The sequence below is a fragment of the Nostocoides japonicum T1-X7 genome, assembly GCF_001046855.1.
GTDB lineage: Bacteria > Actinomycetota > Actinomycetes > Actinomycetales > Dermatophilaceae > Nostocoides > Nostocoides japonicum.
Map to the genome: position 1 here is coordinate 4703996 of NZ_HF570958.1, position 17832 is coordinate 4721827.

At 72.8% G+C, this 17832-nt stretch carries 13 protein-coding genes and 2 pseudogenes; 2 read left to right on the top strand and 13 right to left on the bottom strand.

Annotation, left to right across the window (positions count from 1 at the left end; all coding sequences use genetic code 11):
- Window positions 1–196: 196 nt before the first annotated feature.
- Window positions 197–934, bottom strand: coding sequence for an AAA family ATPase (locus tag BN12_RS25890; protein ID WP_053080146.1), 738 nt, complete (start codon window positions 932–934; stop codon window positions 197–199).
- Window positions 935–947: 13 nt separating this feature from the next.
- A complete protein-coding gene (locus tag BN12_RS21380; protein ID WP_048555584.1) occupies window positions 948–1982 on the bottom strand; it encodes an aspartate-semialdehyde dehydrogenase in 1035 nt (344 codons plus the stop codon).
- A 121-nt stretch (window positions 1983–2103) separates the two neighbouring features.
- Here BN12_RS21380 and BN12_RS21385 point away from each other — a divergent pair, with 121 nt between their 5' ends.
- Entirely contained in the window at window positions 2104–3009 is a 906-nt protein-coding gene (locus BN12_RS21385) for a GNAT family N-acetyltransferase (protein ID WP_048555585.1), read from the top strand.
- On the opposite strand, the gene BN12_RS21390 is transcribed toward BN12_RS21385, so the two are convergent.
- The 11 genes and pseudogenes from BN12_RS21390 to BN12_RS21435 form a co-directional block, all read right to left on the bottom strand.
- Window positions 2969–7360: a patatin-like protein gene (locus tag BN12_RS21390; RefSeq protein WP_048555586.1), complete on the bottom strand. Its 4392-nt coding sequence runs from the start codon at window positions 7358–7360 to the stop codon at window positions 2969–2971. The genes BN12_RS21385 and BN12_RS21390 overlap by 41 nt on opposite strands.
- An 82-nt stretch (window positions 7361–7442) precedes the next feature.
- Window positions 7443–8390: a GTPase Era gene (gene era / locus BN12_RS21395; protein ID WP_048555587.1), complete on the bottom strand. Its 948-nt coding sequence runs from the start codon at window positions 8388–8390 to the stop codon at window positions 7443–7445.
- Window positions 8387–9724: a hemolysin family protein gene (locus BN12_RS21400; protein WP_048555588.1), complete on the bottom strand. Its 1338-nt coding sequence runs from the start codon at window positions 9722–9724 to the stop codon at window positions 8387–8389. The genes era and BN12_RS21400 overlap by 4 nt, the downstream gene beginning before the upstream one ends.
- A gap of 11 nt (window positions 9725–9735) precedes the next feature.
- Complete coding sequence (gene ybeY, locus BN12_RS21405; protein WP_048555589.1) at window positions 9736–10200, bottom strand: rRNA maturation RNase YbeY; 465 nt, start codon at window positions 10198–10200, stop codon at window positions 9736–9738.
- Window positions 10172–10507, bottom strand: a pseudogene (locus BN12_RS25895) (PhoH family protein); the annotation flags it as partial. The gene ybeY and the pseudogene BN12_RS25895, both read right to left, overlap by 29 nt.
- Before the next feature lie 843 nt (window positions 10508–11350).
- Window positions 11351–12124, bottom strand: a pseudogene (locus tag BN12_RS25900) (PhoH family protein); the annotation flags it as partial.
- Between the two features lie 31 nt (window positions 12125–12155).
- A complete protein-coding gene (locus tag BN12_RS21415; protein WP_048555590.1) occupies window positions 12156–12512 on the bottom strand; it encodes a histidine triad nucleotide-binding protein in 357 nt (118 codons plus the stop codon).
- Window positions 12513–12566: 54 nt separating this feature from the next.
- A complete protein-coding gene (locus tag BN12_RS21420) occupies window positions 12567–13328 on the bottom strand; it encodes a 16S rRNA (uracil(1498)-N(3))-methyltransferase (protein WP_048555591.1) in 762 nt (253 codons plus the stop codon).
- Between the two features lie 23 nt (window positions 13329–13351).
- Window positions 13352–14479 carry a molecular chaperone DnaJ gene (dnaJ, locus tag BN12_RS21425; RefSeq protein WP_048555592.1) on the bottom strand — a complete coding sequence of 376 codons (1128 nt, stop codon included), beginning with the start codon at window positions 14477–14479 and terminating at the stop codon, window positions 13352–13354.
- Window positions 14480–14510: 31 nt separating this feature from the next.
- Window positions 14511–15539 (bottom strand): heat-inducible transcriptional repressor HrcA, encoded by a 1029-nt coding sequence (gene hrcA, locus BN12_RS21430; protein ID WP_048555593.1) that lies wholly within the window; start codon window positions 15537–15539, stop codon window positions 14511–14513.
- Between the two features lie 418 nt (window positions 15540–15957).
- Window positions 15958–17322 carry a trypsin-like peptidase domain-containing protein gene (locus BN12_RS21435; RefSeq protein ID WP_157635610.1) on the bottom strand — a complete coding sequence of 455 codons (1365 nt, stop codon included), beginning with the start codon at window positions 17320–17322 and terminating at the stop codon, window positions 15958–15960.
- Window positions 17323–17527: 205 nt separating this feature from the next.
- On the opposite strand from BN12_RS21435, the gene BN12_RS21440 reads away from it, so the two are divergent.
- Window positions 17528–17832: DUF3097 family protein (locus BN12_RS21440; RefSeq protein WP_048556725.1), on the top strand; the 305-nt coding region annotated here is incomplete at its 3' end.

A 17832-nucleotide genomic window follows, 5' to 3' on the forward strand; every position in this document is an offset into this window, starting at 1 on the left:
CCAGATACCTCCACCCGCACGGCGTCCTCCCCAATCGAGGTATCCAGACCCCACCGCAACGTCACCAGATACCCCCACCCGCACGGCGTCCTCCCCAATCGAGGTATCCATGCCCCACCGCCACGTCACCAGATACCTCCACCCGCACGGCGTCCTCACGAATCGGAGGTATCGAGAGTCCCGACGATGACCGAACTCACCGGCTCAGGCGGGCAGCGCGGAGCACGTCGACGAACGAGGAGTACACCTCGTCGAGAGGACCTGACGCGTCGATGCGGACGGTGCCGGGGCGGGCCGCCACGGCGTCGGCGAGCCGCCCGGCGTACGTCGCCATCCCCGTCCCCCAGCGGTCGGACGGTGAGGGAGCGGCCGACCCGACGAGGTCGGGTTCCGCAGCGACCATCCCACCATCGGAGCCCACCGCCCGGAGCCTTCCAGCGGGCATCGCAGAACCTGCGTCGACGCGGGGATCGGCGGGGTCCGGCGCGGTCGAGGACATTCCCGCGAGGTGCTCGGCGGCGAGCCGGTCGAGCGGGTCCGCCGAGGACTGCGACCGCGCCGAGAAGCGCTCCAGCGCGACCCCTCGAGGCACGTCGAGCAAGATCTCGAGGAACCGGACCCCGGCCCGGTCCGCCGTCTCCGCGAGCCCCTCGACGAACTCGAGCCGCGCGACGAGCTGGGGGACGACGACGTCGGCCCCCTCGACGAGCTGTGTCCGGGCCATGACGAGCGCGAGCCTCCGGGCGACCGCGCTCGCGCCCGACGGGTCGTCACGCCATCCGCCGACGAGGGACCGGACGACGTCGACGTCGAGGCACAACGTCGGAGGGTGGGCATCGGCATACCGACGAGCCACCGACGACTTGCCCGATCCGGGCAGGCCGTTGACGAGGACGAGCATCGACGACGGCCGACCGGGCTGGGAGGGAGCCACGCGCGAGGACGGCTCAGAGCCGCGTCAGCAGCTCCTCGGCGATCTGGACGGCGTTGAGCGCGGCGCCCTTGCGGAGGTTGTCGCCGACGACGAAGAGGACGAGGCCCTTCCCGGCCGGAGCGGACTGGTCGGCCCGCACCCGCCCGACGAACACCTCGTCCCGGCCGGCCGCCTCGAGCGGGTTCGGCACGTCGGTGACGACGACACCCGGCGCGTTCTTCAGGAGGTCGAGGGCCTCCTCCGGCGTGATGTCGGAGCCGAACTCCGCGTGGATCGCGAGCGAGTGCCCGGTGAAGACCGGCACCCGGACGCACGTCCCGGACACGAGAAGGTCGGGGATGTGGAGGATCTTGCGCGACTCGTTGCGCAGCTTCTGCTCCTCGTCGGTCTCGCCGCTGCCGTCGTCGACGATCGAGCCGGCGACGGGGACGACGTTGAAGCCGACGGGCACGGCGTAGACCTGGGCGTCGGGGACGGCGACCGCGCGGCCGTCGAGGGCGAGGTCGGCGGGTGAGCCCGCGGCATACCCTCCGGACAGCTGCCGGTCGAGCTCCTGGACGCCCTTGCCGCCGGAGCCGCTGACGGCCTGGTAGGAGGCGACGGTGAGTCGGACGAGACCGGCCTGCCGGTGGAGCGGGGCGAGCACCGGCATCGCGGCCATCGTCGTGCAGTTGGGGTTCGCGACGATGCCCTTGGGGATGTCGTCGAGGTCGCCCGCGTTGACCTCGCTCACGACGAGCGGGACCTCCGGGTCACGGCGCCACGCCGAGCTGTTGTCGACGACGACCGCGCCGGCCGCGGCGACGCGGGGCGCGAAGTCCCTGCTCGTCCCTCCGCCGGCGGAGAACAGCGCGATGTCGATGCCGGAGTAGTCCGCCGTCGCCGTGTCCTCGACGACGACCTCGCCGTCGCCCCACGCGAGGTTCGACCCTGCCGACCGCGCGGACGCGAAGAAGCGGATGTCGTCGAGCGGGAACGCCCGCTCCGCGAGAAGGGTCCGCATGACCCCGCCGACCTGGCCCGTGGCACCGAAGACTCCGACACGCATGGTCCCCAGGATAGGCGCGTATGCCGTGCTCCCCCGTCTCCGTCTCACCCGCGGCGGACGCGCCTGGGACGCGCCGGAAAAGCGGCTGCGGCACCGAGCCGTCGGGCGCCACACTCTCCCCATGACCGAGCAGCTCCCCCCGGGGTACTCCGCACGTCCGTTCACCTCCGAGGACGCCCCGGGCTTCTGGGCCGTCTACGCCGCCGCGGAGCAGGCGGACCTCGGCGAGGTCGCCATCGAGCTCGAGGACATCCGGGCCGACTGGGCGCGCCCCAGCGTCGACCTCGCCCGGCACACCATGGGCGTCCTCCTCGGCGACGAGGTCGTCGCGGGGTCCGACGTCTACCGGACGCGGCGGGCCGACGGCGTCGTCCATCCCGACCATCGCGGCCGGGGCATCGGCAGCTGGCTCGCGCGCTGGACCCAGGCCTGCTCGGCCGCGGACGGCGGCACGCGGGTCGGCATGTCGGTGCCTGCCGGTTCGGTCGGCGAGGAGGTCTTCCAGGACCTCGGCTACGAGCGGGGCTGGACGTCGTGGGCCCTGCGGTTCCCCACCGGCGCAACGGTTCCCGACCGTCCCCTCCCCGAGGGGTATGCCATCCGCGACGTCGCCGTGCCCGCCGACCTGCCGACCGTGCACCGGGTCGTCGAGGACGCGTTCGACGAGTGGCCCGAGCGGCAGCCCTACCCCTATGAGGATTGGCTGCAGGGGGTTCCGGAGCGCGAGGGGTTCGAGCCGTGGCAGCTGCGGGTCGTCACCGACGCCGAGGGAGCCATCGCCGGCGTGTGCGTCCTGCTGATGGCGGGCGACACGGCATACGTCGACCAGCTCGCCACGCGGGCCGACCAGCGCGGCCGAGGTCTGGCCCAGGCGCTGCTCGCCGACGCGTTCGCGAACGGCCGAGCCCACGGCGCGTCGGTCAGCGAGCTGGCGACGGACTCCCGGACCGGCGCCCTCCCCCTCTACGAGAGGCTCGGCATGGAGGTCATCCAGACGTGGCACCACTGGCAGATCGATCTGGTGTGACCGCCGACCCGCCGGGCTGACCCGCGGGTCCGGGCGCGTCGGGAGGACCCGTGGATCCGGGCGCATCGGGCGGACCGGCGGGCCCGGGCGCGTCGTATCGCGACGAGGGACGCGCCCCGTCGACGTACCGCAGCAGCCGGACGCCTCGGCGCTTGAGGGTCGGCAGCTCTCCGTCGCCGCCCTTGTAGGCGACCCACCACCGGTAGCCGCGGTCCCGCTGGACGAGGTCGACGACGAAGGCGAGGTCGGCGGGCACCTCCGGCAGCTCCTTCGCGGTGCGGCCGAGGTCGTCCGCGCACGCGGCGAAGGGCGGCACGCTGGCCGCCCGCCGGAACTCGCTCGCCCGCACCCGTGACAGGGCCCACAGCGGGACGACGACCGGCACGACGAGGGACAGGACGACGCCGAGGACGAGGCACAGCGCGCACAGGGACAGCGCCCACAGGGAGCTCCGCCACCCGAACGGGTCGGCGACGAGCAGGACACCCACGGCCAGGTAGACCGCCCCGTAGACGGCCGACCATCCGGCCTGGACCCCGGCCGGGTGCGCCACCTTGAGGAACCGCCACGCGAGGGGCTCGCCGTCGACCCGGACCTCGGTGAGGCTCTGGAGGGCGAACCCCGTGTACGCCGCGACGAGCAGTCCGGCGCCGGCGATGACCGCCGCGACGCCGAGGACCCACCACCAGTGATCGTGGAGGTGGCCGTGGACCGTCCGCCACCCCGACCCGGCGGCCCACGCCCCGATGGCGATGGGCACCGCGACGATGAGCAGCCGCCACCAGGCGAAGGCGAGGAACCGGCCGATCCCGCGCAGCCGCCGGAGGATCCCCTCGGCGAGGTGCGCCGCCGTGGACCCGCGCGGGTGACGCTCCGGAGGGAGGCCGAACCTCGTCGCGAGAGACCCGAGGCTCGCATACGGACTGCTGACCGCGGCGGGCAGGGTGCCGAGGAGCATGAGGCCGAGCGCGAAGACGACGACCCCGCCGACGACGACGATGCCGTGGACGGCACTCGTCCCGTCGCTCATCGTCCCCGTCCGCGTCCGGTCCACGGCGTCGGCGACGAGCGGCACGACGGGCGTGAGGAGGACGAGGCCGTGCAGCATCGTTCCCGATCTCAGGGCGCCCCACGCGAAGGCGAGCAGGAGGAGGCTCACGCCGATCGCCGAGGCCGGCGCGGCGATCGCGCTGGGCAGGGCACCGAAGACGGAGAGGACGACGAGCACGCCGCCCGTGGCGAACCCGAGGAGGGCGAGGCTGCGCGCCAGCACTCCCTTCGACGTGAGCCCCGTCATCGCCCAGAAGACGACGAGCATCGCTCCCCGAACCGACCGCGTCACCGGGCGGATCGCCCCGAGGCCGGAGCGCGGCGAGTCGAGCGTCGTCGCCGTGACGGCGGCCGCGGTCGTCGCCGACCGCAGGAGAAGGTCGCTGCTCACCTCGTCCTCGAGCGGCTCGCGCCCCACCCCGGCGCGGTCGAACGCCGTGAGGAGCTGCACCCGGTCGCCCGGGTCGACGGCGTGGGGACCGGCGCGATCCACCTGCTCGACGACCCGTCGGAGCAGCCCGTCGTTCTGCTGGAGGAAGAACTGTCCGTGCGACCGGGCGTTGGACCCGTCGACCGCATCCGCGCGGATCGCCCCGACGAGGGCCGGAGTGTCCTCGGGGACGACGTCGAGATGGATCGCCCAGGCGAACAGACCGGCGAGGCCGGGCATCGACGGCTCGAGGTCGCCCGGTGGCGTGTTCGCGACGTCGAAGCAGGCGGTCAGCTCCTCGACGGCCTGCGTCCGCAGCTCCTCGAGCCGGGGATCCGCCAGCGCGGGCGAGTCCTTCCCGAACAGGCGCGTCACGACGTCGTCGACCGTCGCGAGGGCCGGCTCCCGCGGGTCGCGACCGGCGGCCTCGCTCGACGACAGGTACCCGCTGAGGGTCGCCGCCCGTCGGATCCGGGCCGGCTGGAGGACGGTGAGGGCGAGGACGGTCGCCGCGTCGAGACGCCCCCACATCCAGTCGTTGAGACGCCAGGACCGTTTGAGGAAGCCGCCGAACCGCATGACCGACATCCCACCGAGCTTGTCGTCGGCCGTGCGCGTGTAGCGCATGAAGGGGTTCTGGGTCTGGGCCGACAGCTGCACGAGCTCGACGGGAACCGTTGCCCCTGTGGACATCTCGTCGCCGAGGGCGGTCGTCGCGACCTCGAGCTGGAGCAGCCGGGTGAGCAGGGTCGCGGGGTCCGTCGGCTCGGCTCCGAGGAAGTCGGCCCACACCGACAGGCGCCGGTCGGCGACCATCGTCGCCTCGCCGTCGTCCCCGGCCGCCATCCGGACGAGGATCGGGACGACCTTCCGCACCTCGGCCACGACCTCGTCGACGAGGGCCCGCACCCTCACGCCGGCACTGGCGGGCGTGTCGCGGACCACCCTCAGCCAGTCGAGGAGGGCGGCGAGGACGGCGTCGTGCCGTGCCTTCGCGCGCTGGGCGTCGCTCGTCGCCGCCTGCACCCGGCCGCCCTCGGACTGCGCGAGCGCGCGGGCCAGGGCCTCCAGACCCGAGCCCTCGACGCCGAGCATGAGGACCGAGTAGCAGCCGAGGCGGAACGCCCAGTACGACTGGTTGGGCTCCAGGGTCGCGAGGACCGGGTCGGCGTCCCACCGGTGGTCGGTGAGGCTGCGCGCCTCGGAGATCTTGACGGCGGTGCGCGACACGACGTCGTAGGCGGCGGACACGGTGTCGAAGTCCTCCCCCGGCGGCAACACCCAGATGAGTCGGCGGACGACATCGCCCGCGGCCTCGGCGATGCGCTCGGCGCCCGCGTCGCCCCAGCCCCAGCCGGGCCCGGTGTCGGGGTGCTCCTGCGTCGGCAGGGTATGCGGGACGTAGGGCAGTCCGACCCACACGCCGCCGTCCCCGCCGGACGCCGGCGCCGCACCGCGTCCGGGAGGCGTCGGCATACCGCCCGACGTGCGAGCAGCCGCGTCGTCGAGCCAGCCCTGTGCGGCCTCTGCGGCCCGCCGGATCCGTTCGTAGCTCCACAGCTGGCTCACGCTCTGCTGCTCGACGGGGAGCAGGCTGAGCGCCTCGAGCTTGCGCTGGGCCAGGTCGCGGGCGGCCCGCCATCGCCGCAGCCGCCGGTAGTGCGGGTAGAGGCACGCGGCGAGCGACTCCACGGTCTGCCCGTCGTCGGAGGCGACCGAGCCGAGGATGTCACCACGCGTCCCTCGCCGACCGGAGGCCGCCCGGTTGTGCGCCTCGATCTCCTCGACGAACGTCCGACCGCCCTGCGCCGAGAGCGCGCCGAGCACCTGGGTCATCGTGGCGCGGAGGGTCGGCGGGTCGGCGTAGGAGTCCGCCGGGTCGAGACCGGGCTCCGGCGCATGGGGGTAGACGAGCAGCAGGACCCGCCGGACCGGCCCCGAGGCCGGCATCGCCTGGATCGCCGCGAGGGCGTAGGCCGTCGGCGTGTTGGCGAGCAGGCCGCCGTCGACGGTGAACCGCGACCGGTCGGTGCGTGCCGGGTCGCCCCAGGACTCCACGACCCCGTCGAGATCGGGCCGCACCGCCTGGTCCTCCAGGGTCCGAGGCGTCCGCGCGAGGTCCTCGCCCACCGGCACGAACGTCGGCTCGAAGGCCACCGGGAAGCTCGCGGAGGCCCGTGCGGCGAGCGCCATCTGCGCCGCGGTGTGCCGGATCTGCGCCGGGGAGAAGGGGTCCGGGCGTGGGGTGCCGCCGGCGTCGGTCTCGGGGATCGGCCAGCGGCTCCAGCGCAGCCGTGCCGCGTGCAGCTCCTGCGGCATCCTCTGCCCGAGGGCGTCGGTCGTCACGAGCTGGTTGCCCCGGAGCACGGTCGTCGCCATCGTGAGGTCGATGGGCGCCTCCGCCGGGGAGCGCCATTGCAGGGGCGTCGCGAGCCCCCCGAGGGCCGCGTTCAGCTGCGGCAGGAAGTACTCGTCGCCGCGCATGAGTGAGGACGGCGCGCCCCGGAAGGGCTGCCGCAGCAGCGTCTCGATCTGGCCCTGGTCGATCCACAGGTCCCGGAGCGTGCCCACGTGGGCGCGGCCGTTGACCTGGGCGAGGGCGAGCGCTGCGCCGTTGATCCCGCCGGCCGACGTGCCGGCGATGACGTCCGAGCGCGCCGTCGCCCCGGCGAGACGGAGCATGAGCCGGTATGCGGGAGGGCCGCCTCCCCGTTGCCCCGCCTTGACGAGCCGGTCGATCTCGAGGACGGTTCCGCCCATCCAGACCGCGAGGCTGACCCCGCCGTTGAGCACCACCGCGAGGCGGAGCTCCTCCGCCGGGACCCGGTCGAGACCGTCGTGGCCGAGCAGGCCACCCGCGTCCGTCGCCATCGGACCACCCTCCGCCGTCGCTGAGTGATGTCTCGATGGTCCCGCCGACACCCCGCCGGGGATACCGTTTCGGGCGAAATCCTCAGAAGCCGAGGCGCTGGAGCTGCTTCGGGTCGCGCTGCCAGTCCTTGGCGACCTTGACGTGGAGGTCGAGGTAGACCTTCTGCCCGAGGAGCGCCTCGATGCCGCGCCGGGCGGTCGACCCGACCTCCCGGAGGCGGGATCCCGCTCGCCCGATGACGATGGCCTTCTGCGACGGCCGTTCCACGAAGACGTTGACGCGCACGTCGAGGAGGGGGTTGTCGGCCGGTCGTCCCTCGCGAGGGACCATCTCCTCGACGACGACGGCGAGGGAGTGCGGCAGCTCGTCGCGCACACCCTCGAGAGCGGCCTCGCGGACCAGCTCGGCGACCATGACGGCCTCCGGCTCGTCGGTGAGGACCCCGTCCGGGTAGAGGGGGCCGGGCGCCGGCGGCAGGTGCGAGGCGAGGACGGAGGCGACGACGTCGATTTGCGTCCCGTCGGTCGCCGAGCAGGGCACGATGTCGTCGAAGGAGCCGAGGCGGTCGATGGCGATGAGGTGCCGGGCGAGCCGCTCGCGGTCCACGAGGTCGGTCTTCGTCGCGATCGCGACGACGGGTCGCCGGCGCACGGACCGCAGCTCGGCGAGCTCCTTGGCGATGAACTGGTCGCCGGGCCCGATGCGCTGGTCGGACGGTAGGCAGAAGCCGACGACGTCGACCTCCAGCAGGGTCGCCCGGACGAGGTCGTTGAGCCGCTCCCCGAGGAGGGTGCGGGGCTTGTGCAGGCCCGGCGTGTCGACGAGGATCAGCTGGCTCTGCGCCGTCGTCACGATGCCGCGGATCGTGTGCCGGGTCGTCTGCGGCTTCGAGGAGGTGATGGCCACCTTCTGGCCGACGAGGGCGTTGGTCAGGGTCGACTTTCCGGCGTTGGGGCGGCCGATGAGGCAGGCGAACCCCGCGGCATACCCGTCGGTCCCGTCGGCCCCGCCGTCCTGGATCCCGCTCACGACCGCTCCTTGCCGACCGGCCCGGCGCCGGCCTCCTCGTGGACCCGCTCGTCCGCGTCCTCCGTGGGGGCGTCGTGCGCGGTGCCGACCCGCTCGACGAGGACCGTCGCGATGCGGTGGCGCCGGCCCGCCATCCGCTCGGCGGCGAGCGCGAGCCCGGCCAGCTCGCAGTGCGACCCGACGATGGGAACCGCGCCGGTCGTCTTGCCGATGAGCCCACCGACCGTCGACACCTCGTCCTCGTCGATGTGGACGTCGAAGAGGTCGGCGAGGTCGTCGATCGCCATCGTCGCGGAGACGCGGTAGCGGCCGTCGTGGAGATCCTCGACCTCCGGCTGCTCGCGGTCGTACTCGTCGGCGATCTCCCCGACGATCTCCTCGAGGATGTCCTCGATCGTCACCAGGCCTGCGGTGCCGCCGTACTCGTCGATGACGACGGCCGCGTGGTTCTGCTCCTGCTGCATCTCCCGGAGCAGGTCGTCGACCGGCTTGCTCTCGGGGACGAAGTGGACCGGACGCATGAGCGTGGTGACGGGGACGCCCATCGCGTCGGGGTCGCCGTTGACGCGCCGGACGACGTCCTTGAAGTACAGCATCCCGAGGACGTCGTCCGACCCCGTGCCGACGACCGGTATGCGGGAGAACCCGCTGCGGTTGAACAGCGACATGGCGTGCCGCGCCTTCCGCTCGTGGTCGATGGTCACCATGTCCGTCCGCGGCACCATGACCTCGCGCGCGATCGTGTCGCCGAGCTCGAAGACCGAGTGGATCATCTCCCGCTCGTCGGCCTCGATGAGGGCGTTCTCCCCCGCGATGTCGAGCAGGTCGCGCAGCTCCGCCTCGCTCTGGAACGGGCCGTGGCGGTATCCCTGCCCCGGCGTCACGGCGTTGCCGACGGCGACGAGGAGACGGGCGATCGGCCCGAGCACGCGGCCGAGCCACAGGACGACGGGAGCACCGAGCCGGGAGACGCCGTCGACATGCTGGCGCGCGATGGTCCGCGGCGAGACGGAGACGAGGACGAAGGACACGACGGCCATGAGGGCCACGGCGACGAGAACCTGCCTCCACGTGCCGGGCACGAGGTCGACGACGGCGACGGTGATGAGGACCATCGCCGCCGACTCGAAGAGGACGCGGACGAACGTCGTCGCCGAGAGGTATGCCGCGTTGTCCCTCACGATGCGCGTGAGGGCCGCCGTACCCGGCAGCCCCTCCTCCGCCATCTCCTCGGCACGGCTGCGCGAGACGTGCCACAGGGACTCCTCGACGGCGGCGAGGAGGAAGGCGACGACGAGCGCGACGACGGCGAGGGTGAGGAGCGTGGTGGCCACGGGGCGGCTCCTCAGGCCCCGCGACCGCGGCCCGCGAGGAAGGTGAGCAGCAGCTGGCGCTGCAGCTCGAACATCTCCTTCTCCTCCTCCTTCTCGGCGTGGTCGAAGCCGAGGAGGTGGAGGATCCCGTGCGTCGTGAGGAGGAGGAGCTCCTCCTCGGTCGCATGCCCGGCCTCGGCGGCCTGCCGCGCGGCGACCGTGGGGCACAGGACGACGTCGCCGAGCATCCCGGGATCGCTCGGCGTCGTCTCGGTGCCCGGCCGCAGCTCGTCCATGGGGAAGCTCATGACGTCGGTCGGGCCGGGCAGGTCCATCCACCGCACGTGGAGGGTCTCCATGGCCGGCTCGTCGACGAGCGTGATGGCGAGGTCGGCCTGCGGGTGGACATGCATCCGCTCCAGGACGTACCGCGCGCAGTCGACGAGCTCGAGCTCGTCGACCTCGACGTCAGTCTCGTTGAGCACGTCGATGCTCACGCGCGATCCTTCCCCCCTGCTGGGCCGCATCCCAGCGACCGTAGGCGTCGACGATGTCGCCGACGAGTCGGTGCCGGACGACGTCCTGGGCCGTCAGCATGGAGAAGTGGACGTCCTCGATGCCGTCGAGGATGTCCTGGACGATCCGCAGCCCGCTCTGGACGCCGCCGGGCAGGTCGACCTGGGTGACGTCGCCGGTGACGACCATCTTGGAGCCGAAGCCGAGCCGGGTGAGGAACATCTTCATCTGCTCCGGCGAGGTGTTCTGCGCCTCGTCGAGGATGATGAACGCGTCGTTGAGGGTGTTGTGCGTGACGATGAAGTCGTCGGTGACGTAGAGCGAGTCCTCCGCCAGCACCTGGATGCACACAGTCTCGGCCTCGCCGAGGGGCTCGATGCTCTCGACGAACCGCCTCGGCCGGCCGCCCCCGGTCCTCTCGTATGCCGCGGCCTTGCGAGCGAGACGGAACGGCGCGATCCCCTCGGGGAGCCGGATGTCCAGGATGTCCGCGTCCGCCCGGTCGGCCGTCCCGCCGAGGGACCCGGCGAGGTGGACGACGTCGTCGCGACCGTCCGGCATACCGGCGGCGTCGAACCGGACCACCCCGGAGCCCGCCGCGCCGAGCATGGGCTCGGCGCGACCGTCGCACAGCCCTTGCAGGACGGCCACCCGAACGGCGAGCGAGTTGACGAGGTACTCGCCGGGAATGGTGTCGGGGACGCGTTCCTGCACCGCCGTTCGTCGTCCCAGCGCTCCGTCGTCGACGACGCCGGCGCGCCGTGCTCGCGCCGTGCTGCCGACGCGGTCGCCGAGGAGCCGGCCCAGGGCATACGGGTCCATCGGAACGTCGAGCGGGATCATCTCCGCGGGACCCATGACCGGAAGCTCGTACTGGTGGTGGCGGTGCCTGCGCAGCGATCCGATCATCTCGTGGGTCCGCAGGACCCGGTGTGTGCCGCGCCGCGTGTCCGACGGGGTGCGCACGGTCCAGAGGTGCTCGCCGCAGGCACGCGTCGACGCGCCGTCCTCGGTCGTCACCCGGTAGATCCGTCGGCGGCCCTGGGGATAGACCCCGATGACCGGAGTCGGCCGGCCGTCGGAGCCGGTGACGAGGTCACCGACCATGAGGTCGCCGATCGCACGGAAGCCCTCCGGGGTGAGGACCATCGCGTCCAGGGGCTGGGCCCGACCCCGCATGTAGGCCAGCGGCGCGACCTCGATGGTCCCGGCCGCCATGAGCTTGGGGATCGACTCGGGGTCGACCATGTCGTGGAGGGCGTCGTAGAGCGGCCGCAGGTAGGGGTCGATCTTGTCGTTGAGGGTGCCGGGGAGGAAGCCGAGCCGCTCACCGGCCTCGACGGCGGGGCGCGTGAGGATGATCCGGTTGACCTTCTTGGCCTGGAGCGCGGCGACCGCCTTGGCCATCGCGAGGTAGGTCTTGCCGGTGCCCGCGGGGCCGATCCCGAAGACGATCGTGTGCTCGTCGATGGCGTCGACGTAGTGCTTCTGGCCGAGCGTCTTGGGCCGGATCGTGCGGCCCCGGTTGCTCACGATGTTCATCGTCAGCACGTCGGCGGGGCGCTCGACGGTCTGCGCCTGGAGCATCTGGATGGAGCGCTCGACGGCGTCGCGGTTCAGCGCCTGGCCGCCGTCGAGGACGGCGAGGAGCTCGTCGATGGTCCGCTCGACGAGGGCGACGTCGCCGCTCGGGCCGGAGATGTGGAACTCGTTGCCGCGCACATGGATCGTCGTCTCGGGGAACTGCCGCTCCATCGTCCGCAACAGCTCGTCGCGCGGGCCGAGGAGGGTGACCATCGCGATCTCCGGCGGGATGACGACGGTGTGGACCGGCGTATGTCGTGCGGCCCCGCCCGTCTGGCTGGAGCCGGTGGTCGTGGGCTGATGGTCTGCGGGTTCGGTCATCGTGCCGACCATTCTAGGTCGCCGGCGCCCCTCACCCGGGCGGCCACGTCATCGGGCGCCCGCCGAGGACATGGACGTGGGCGTGGAAGACGGTCTGCTGGGCCTCGGCGCCGGTGTTCGCCACCATCCGGTAGCCCTTCGTCAGACCCTCGGACTCGGCGACCGCGCCCGCCGCCGCGAAGAGGGGTGCCACCTCCTCCGGTGCCTGCGCGGCCAGCGTCGCGATGTCGGCCGCGTGGCGTCGCGGGATGACGAGGACATGGGTGGGCGCCTGGGGGTCGAGATCACGGAAGCCGACGGCATGCTCGGACTCGTGGACGATCGTCGCGGGAAGCTCGCCGGCGATGATCTTGCAGAAGATGCAGTCGGGATCTGGCGTCACGCTCATGCCGCGACCCTACCGACCGCGCCGTCCGTTCGGACCGGACGGCCCGCGCGAGCCTCAGCGCCAGCGTGAGGCGCCGGAGAGCACGGCGAGGGCGGCGGGGCCGGCGCTGGAGGACCGCAGCACCTGCGGGCCGAGCCGCACCGCGAGAGCGCCGGCGCCGGTCAGCGCCTCCTGCTCGGCGGGGCTGAGCCCACCCTCGGGGCCGACGATGAGGACGATCTCCCCGGTGGGTGGCAGGTCCCGGCCGGCGAGTGGCGTCGTCGCGTCCTCATGGAGGAGGTATGCCGCGCCGCCGGGGCCCGCGCCGACCGTCGTCGCGACGAGGCCCACGAGCCCCTCGAGGTCGACGAGGGGCGCGACCTCCGGCATCCGGCTGCGTCGGGACTGCTTCGTCGCGGCGGCGACGGTGTCGACCCACTTGCGCCGGGACCGCTCGCCGCGCTCGCCACGCCACTGGACGATGCTGCGCCGAGCCTGCCAGGGGACGATCCGATCGACGCCGAGCTCGGTCGCCGCCTCGACCGCCTGCTCGTCGCGGTCCCCCTTCGCGAGCGCCTGGACGAGGACGAACCGGGGCTCGGGGGCCGGTTCGTCGACGACCGCCTCGACCCGCAGGAGGAGCCGGTCGCGGTCGGTCCCGGACACCGAGCCGGTGACGCGACGCCCTCGGCCGTCGACGAGGTCGACACGCTCCCCGACGGCCGTCCGGCGCACCGTCACGGCGTGCCGCGCCTCCGGCCCGGTCAGCTCCACGGCGGCGCTGGGGACCGCCCTCGCAAGGAGTTCCGGCTCGGCGAGGAACACCGGCAGCGTCACGGAACCCCTTCTCCCCCTGTCGCTCAGCGGGCCTTGAAGGCGTCGCGGAGCTTGCCGAAGAGGCTGTGGTCGGCCGGCGAGACACGCCCGGCGGGCCGCTCCTCACCGCGGAGCGTCGCCAGCCGGCGCAGCAGGTCCGACTGCTCCTCGTCGAGGTTGCGCGGGGTCGTGACGGCCATGTGGACGACGATGTCGCCACGACCCCCGCCCCGCAGGTGGGTCACCCCGAGAGCGCGCAGCGTGCGCGTCTCGCCCGACTGCGTGCCGGGCGCGACGTCGACGATCTGCGGGCCGTCGAAGGTCTGCAGCTCGACGACGGTCCCGAGCGCCGCAGCGGTCATCGGCACCTCGAGGGTCGCGTGCAGGTCGTCGCCGCGCCGGCTGAACAGCTCGTGGGGCCGGACCCTCACCTCGACGTAGAGGTCGCCCGCGGGGCCGCCTCCGGGACCGACCTCCCCTTCGCCGGAGAGCTGGATCCGGGTGCCGGTGTCGACACCCGCGGGCACCTTGATGGTCATCGTCCGCCGGGTCCGGACCCGACCCTGGCCGGAGCACTCGAAGCACGGGTTGGTGATCGTCTCGCCGTAGCCCTGGCAGGCCGTGCACGGCCGTGTCGTCATGACCTGGCCGAGGAAGGACCGCTGGACCTGCTGGATCTCGCCGCGGCCGTGGCATACGTCGCAGGTCCGTCGCCCGGTGCCGGGCTGGGCACCGTCGCCGTGACACGTCGAGCACACCGTCGCCGTGTCGATCGTCAGCGGCGCCTCGCCCCCGAAGACCGCGTCGTCGAGGTCGATGTCGACCCGCACGAGAGCGTCCTGACCGCGCTGCGCGCGGGACCGCGGCCCACGGGCCGACGCGCCGCCGGCACCCGCGCCGAAGAAGGCGTCCATGATGTCGCTGAAGGAGAAGCCCTGGCCGAAGCCCGCGGCGGACCCGGCATACGGATCGGCACCCATGTCGTAGGAGTGCCGCTTCTCGGCGTCGGAGAGGACGTCGTAGGCCTGCGACACCTTCTTGAACTGCTCCTCGGCCTCCGGGCCGGGGTTGACGTCCGGGTGGAGCTTGCGGGCCAGGCGGCGATAGGCGCGCTTGATCTCCTCCGGCGACGCGTCCCGGGACACACCGAGATCCTGGTAGTAGTCGTTCAACGAAGGCCTTTCGGATGTCGAGTCGGGCAGGTCACTCGGCGAGGACCTGCGAGAGGTAGGCGGCGACGGCCCGGACGGCGGCCATTGTCGAGGGATAGTCCATCCGCGTCGGTCCGACGACGCCGAGACCGCCGAGCGTCTCGTCCGCCGGTCCGTACGCGGTCGTCACCATCGACGTCGAGTGGAGGCCGGCATACGGGTTCTCGTGCCCGATCCGGACGGCGACGGCACCACCGTCGGGTCCGACCTGGTTGAGCAGCTTGAGGAGGATCACATGCTGTTCCAACGCTTCGAGGACCTCACCGATGCCCGACCGGAACTCGTTGCCGCGGACGAGGTTCGCCTGCCCCGCCATGACGACGCGCTCCTCGCGCTCCTCGACGAGCGCCTCGTCGAGGAGCGTCGCGACGGTGCGGGCGAGGCCCCGGTCGACCGGCTCGAGCTGGTCGGGCAGCGTCTCGAGCCCGGCGGCGGCCTCGGCGAGCCCTCTCCCGACGGCGATGGCGTTGACGGCCGACCGGACGCGGGCCAGGCGGTCCTCCCCGTCGGCCCCGGCGAGGTCGACCGGTGAGTCGACGACGCGCTGCTCGACCCGGCCGGTGTTGAGGATGAGGACGACCATGAGGCGCGTCGGGCCGAGGGGGACGAGCTCGACGTGCCGGACGGTGGACCGGGTGAGCGAGGGGTACTGCACCATCGCGACCTGGTGGGTCAGCGAGGAGAGCAGCCGCACCGTGCGGTCGACGACGTCGTCGAGGTCGACGGCGGTCCGGAGGAACTCGGCGATGGCGGCCCGCTCGGCCGGGCGGAGGGGCTTGATGGAGGCCAGCCGGTCGACGAAGAGCCGGTACCCCGCATCGGTCGGGATCCGTCCGGCGCTCGTATGCGGCGCCGTGACGAGCCCCTCCTCCTCGAGGGCGGCCATGTCGCCGCGGATCGTCGCGGCGGACACGCCGAGGTTGTGGCGCTCGAGGAGCGCACGGGACCCGACGGGCTCGCTCGTCTCGACGAAGTCCTGGACGATGGCGCGCAGGACCGCCATCCGACGCTCGTCGCTCATCGGCCCCACCACCCTCTCGTCGTTCCTCCGGGACCCTCTCGCCCTTCGACCGCGGCCTGGCACTCGTATGCCGCGAGTGCCAGTCTACGTCGTCACCCCGACATCGCCCGTTCACCCGGCCCCGGGTCGACGCGGACCTCGCCCGTTCACCCGGCCCCGGGTCGACGCGGACCTCGCTCGTTCACCCGGCCTCGGGTCGACGCGGACCTCGCTCGTTCACCCGGCCTCGGGCCGACTCGGACGGAGAAGTTGCGTGGGGACGGAGGAGTTGCTCCGTCCCCACGCAACTTCTCCGTCCGGGTGCGGAGGCAGGTCCGTCCCGCGCTGGCTCCGCGGCAGGTGCGGGGTTGTCGTGGTGGCCCCGCTGGCGGAACGACGACAACCCCGCATCTGCCGAGAGGTTGGGGCGGGGCAGGCGTCAGCACGTCGCGTGCGTGGCGCCCCCTCCGTGGCCGCGGACGGTGTCGATGAGCCAGGCACCGCCGTGCTCGGCGAGAGTGTAGTCGAGGTCCCACACGTCGCATACATCACCATCGGGTCCCTTGTCCGAGGACTGGAGACTCGTGAAGGACACGTGGGCACGGGCGGTCGTCGAGGTGGGGAAAGAGACGTCGTGAAGGACCACGTTCGTGTCGAACGACGTCGCGTCACCCCTCGCGAGGCTCGAGGACGACGGTCCCCGCAGCTTCGGCGACAGCTGGCGCCATGCCGTCTCGTAGTCCGCCGTGTTGATCGCGTGGAAGTAGGTCGCGAAGGTGTCCGCGACCGCGTCCGCACGGGGGTCGGAGCCAGGTGGGGTGAGGTCTCCGCCGGCGAGGTTCGGCGGCGCCTCGGGGAAGTCGCAGTCCGCGCTGACGACGGACCGGGTCTTCCCGTGCCACGCGGCGAACCGGGACGAGGCGACCCGCGGTGACACGGCATACCCGATCCCTGACGCGTCCGTACGCTTGGCGTCGATGAGGCCGTACACCCGGCCGTCCTCGGTCATCATCGGGCCCCCGGAGTTGCCCGGGTTGATCGCTGCGTCGGTCTGGATGAGCCCGACCCGGTCCACGCCTTCGATGGAGACGGTCCGGTCCAGACCCGAGACGATCCCGGTCGTCAGGGTCATCGGCTCCCCCTCGGGGAACCCGATCGCACCGACCTGCTGACCGACTGCGGGATCGTGCGCCGCGATCGTGAACACGTGACCGTCCAGGCTCCGGCTCGTGCGGATGAGGGCGAGATCCGCCTGGCTGTCGATGCCGACGACGACGCCCGAGGTCGTCCCCCCGGAGCCGTGGTCGCCCGCGGTGAGGCTCAGGGCGGCCGAGTCCTCGACGACGTGGGCGACCGTGGCGACGAGGTTCGGCGCGATGAGGAACCCCGTCCCGATGCTGCCGCCGTCACAGGTCGACGTCTCGATCCGCACGACACCGCTGTTGACCCGGGCGTAGAGCTCGCTGAGGCTCGTGGACGTCGGACGGGCGGACGTCGACGACGGGGTCGACGCGGGCGTCGCCGTCGCGGCAGACACCGTCGCCGTGGTGACGGCCGCCGCCGTGCCGGACTGCCTTCCGAAGAGTGCGACGGCGACCGCGGTCGCGGCGACGAGACAGGCCACGAGGACCGAGACGACGACGGCGAAGGGGACGCCGGAGCGCCGCCGGGGAGGTGCCGCGGCCGCGGTCACCCGCGTGCCGCAGGACGGGCAGAAGGCGCTGCCGGCGGACAACGGCGAACCACAGGACGCGCAGAACCGCGGACCGCCCGACGAGGGCCCGCCAGGGACGACGTGCGACATATGCCCCTCCTCTGCGTGTCGCGCCCGAGAACGCTACCGCGAGGAGCCGGCAGCCGTGACCGGTTCGGCGGTCTGTGCTCGGCGCCCTTCGAGTCGTTCGGCCATCCTGCACCGGGCCCTTTCGACGAGGTGGCAGGTCCGCCCCGCGTGCGGCCGCGGCGTGTTGGGTGGGGCGGCTGAGGTGGATGTGCCTAGCGTTCCTCCTGTGACGGACAGATATGGAGCGGACGTGCTCGCAGGGGACTGGCGATCGAAGGGCCGACCGCGCAGCCGTGCGGTCGAGGCCGAGCGGGGTCTCGTCGTCGAGGACGTCGAGACCGGATGGTGCGGCGCCGTGACCCGAGTCGAGACGGTGGGCGGCCTGCGGGTCGTCCACCTCGAGGACCGCCGCGGGCGCAGCAAGGGCTTCCCGCTGGGACCCGGGTTCCTCCTCGACGGCGCACCCGTCACGCTGACCCCGCCGAAGGCCACTGCCCGCACCGCCCTCGCGCAGCAGCGGGCCGCCGCGTC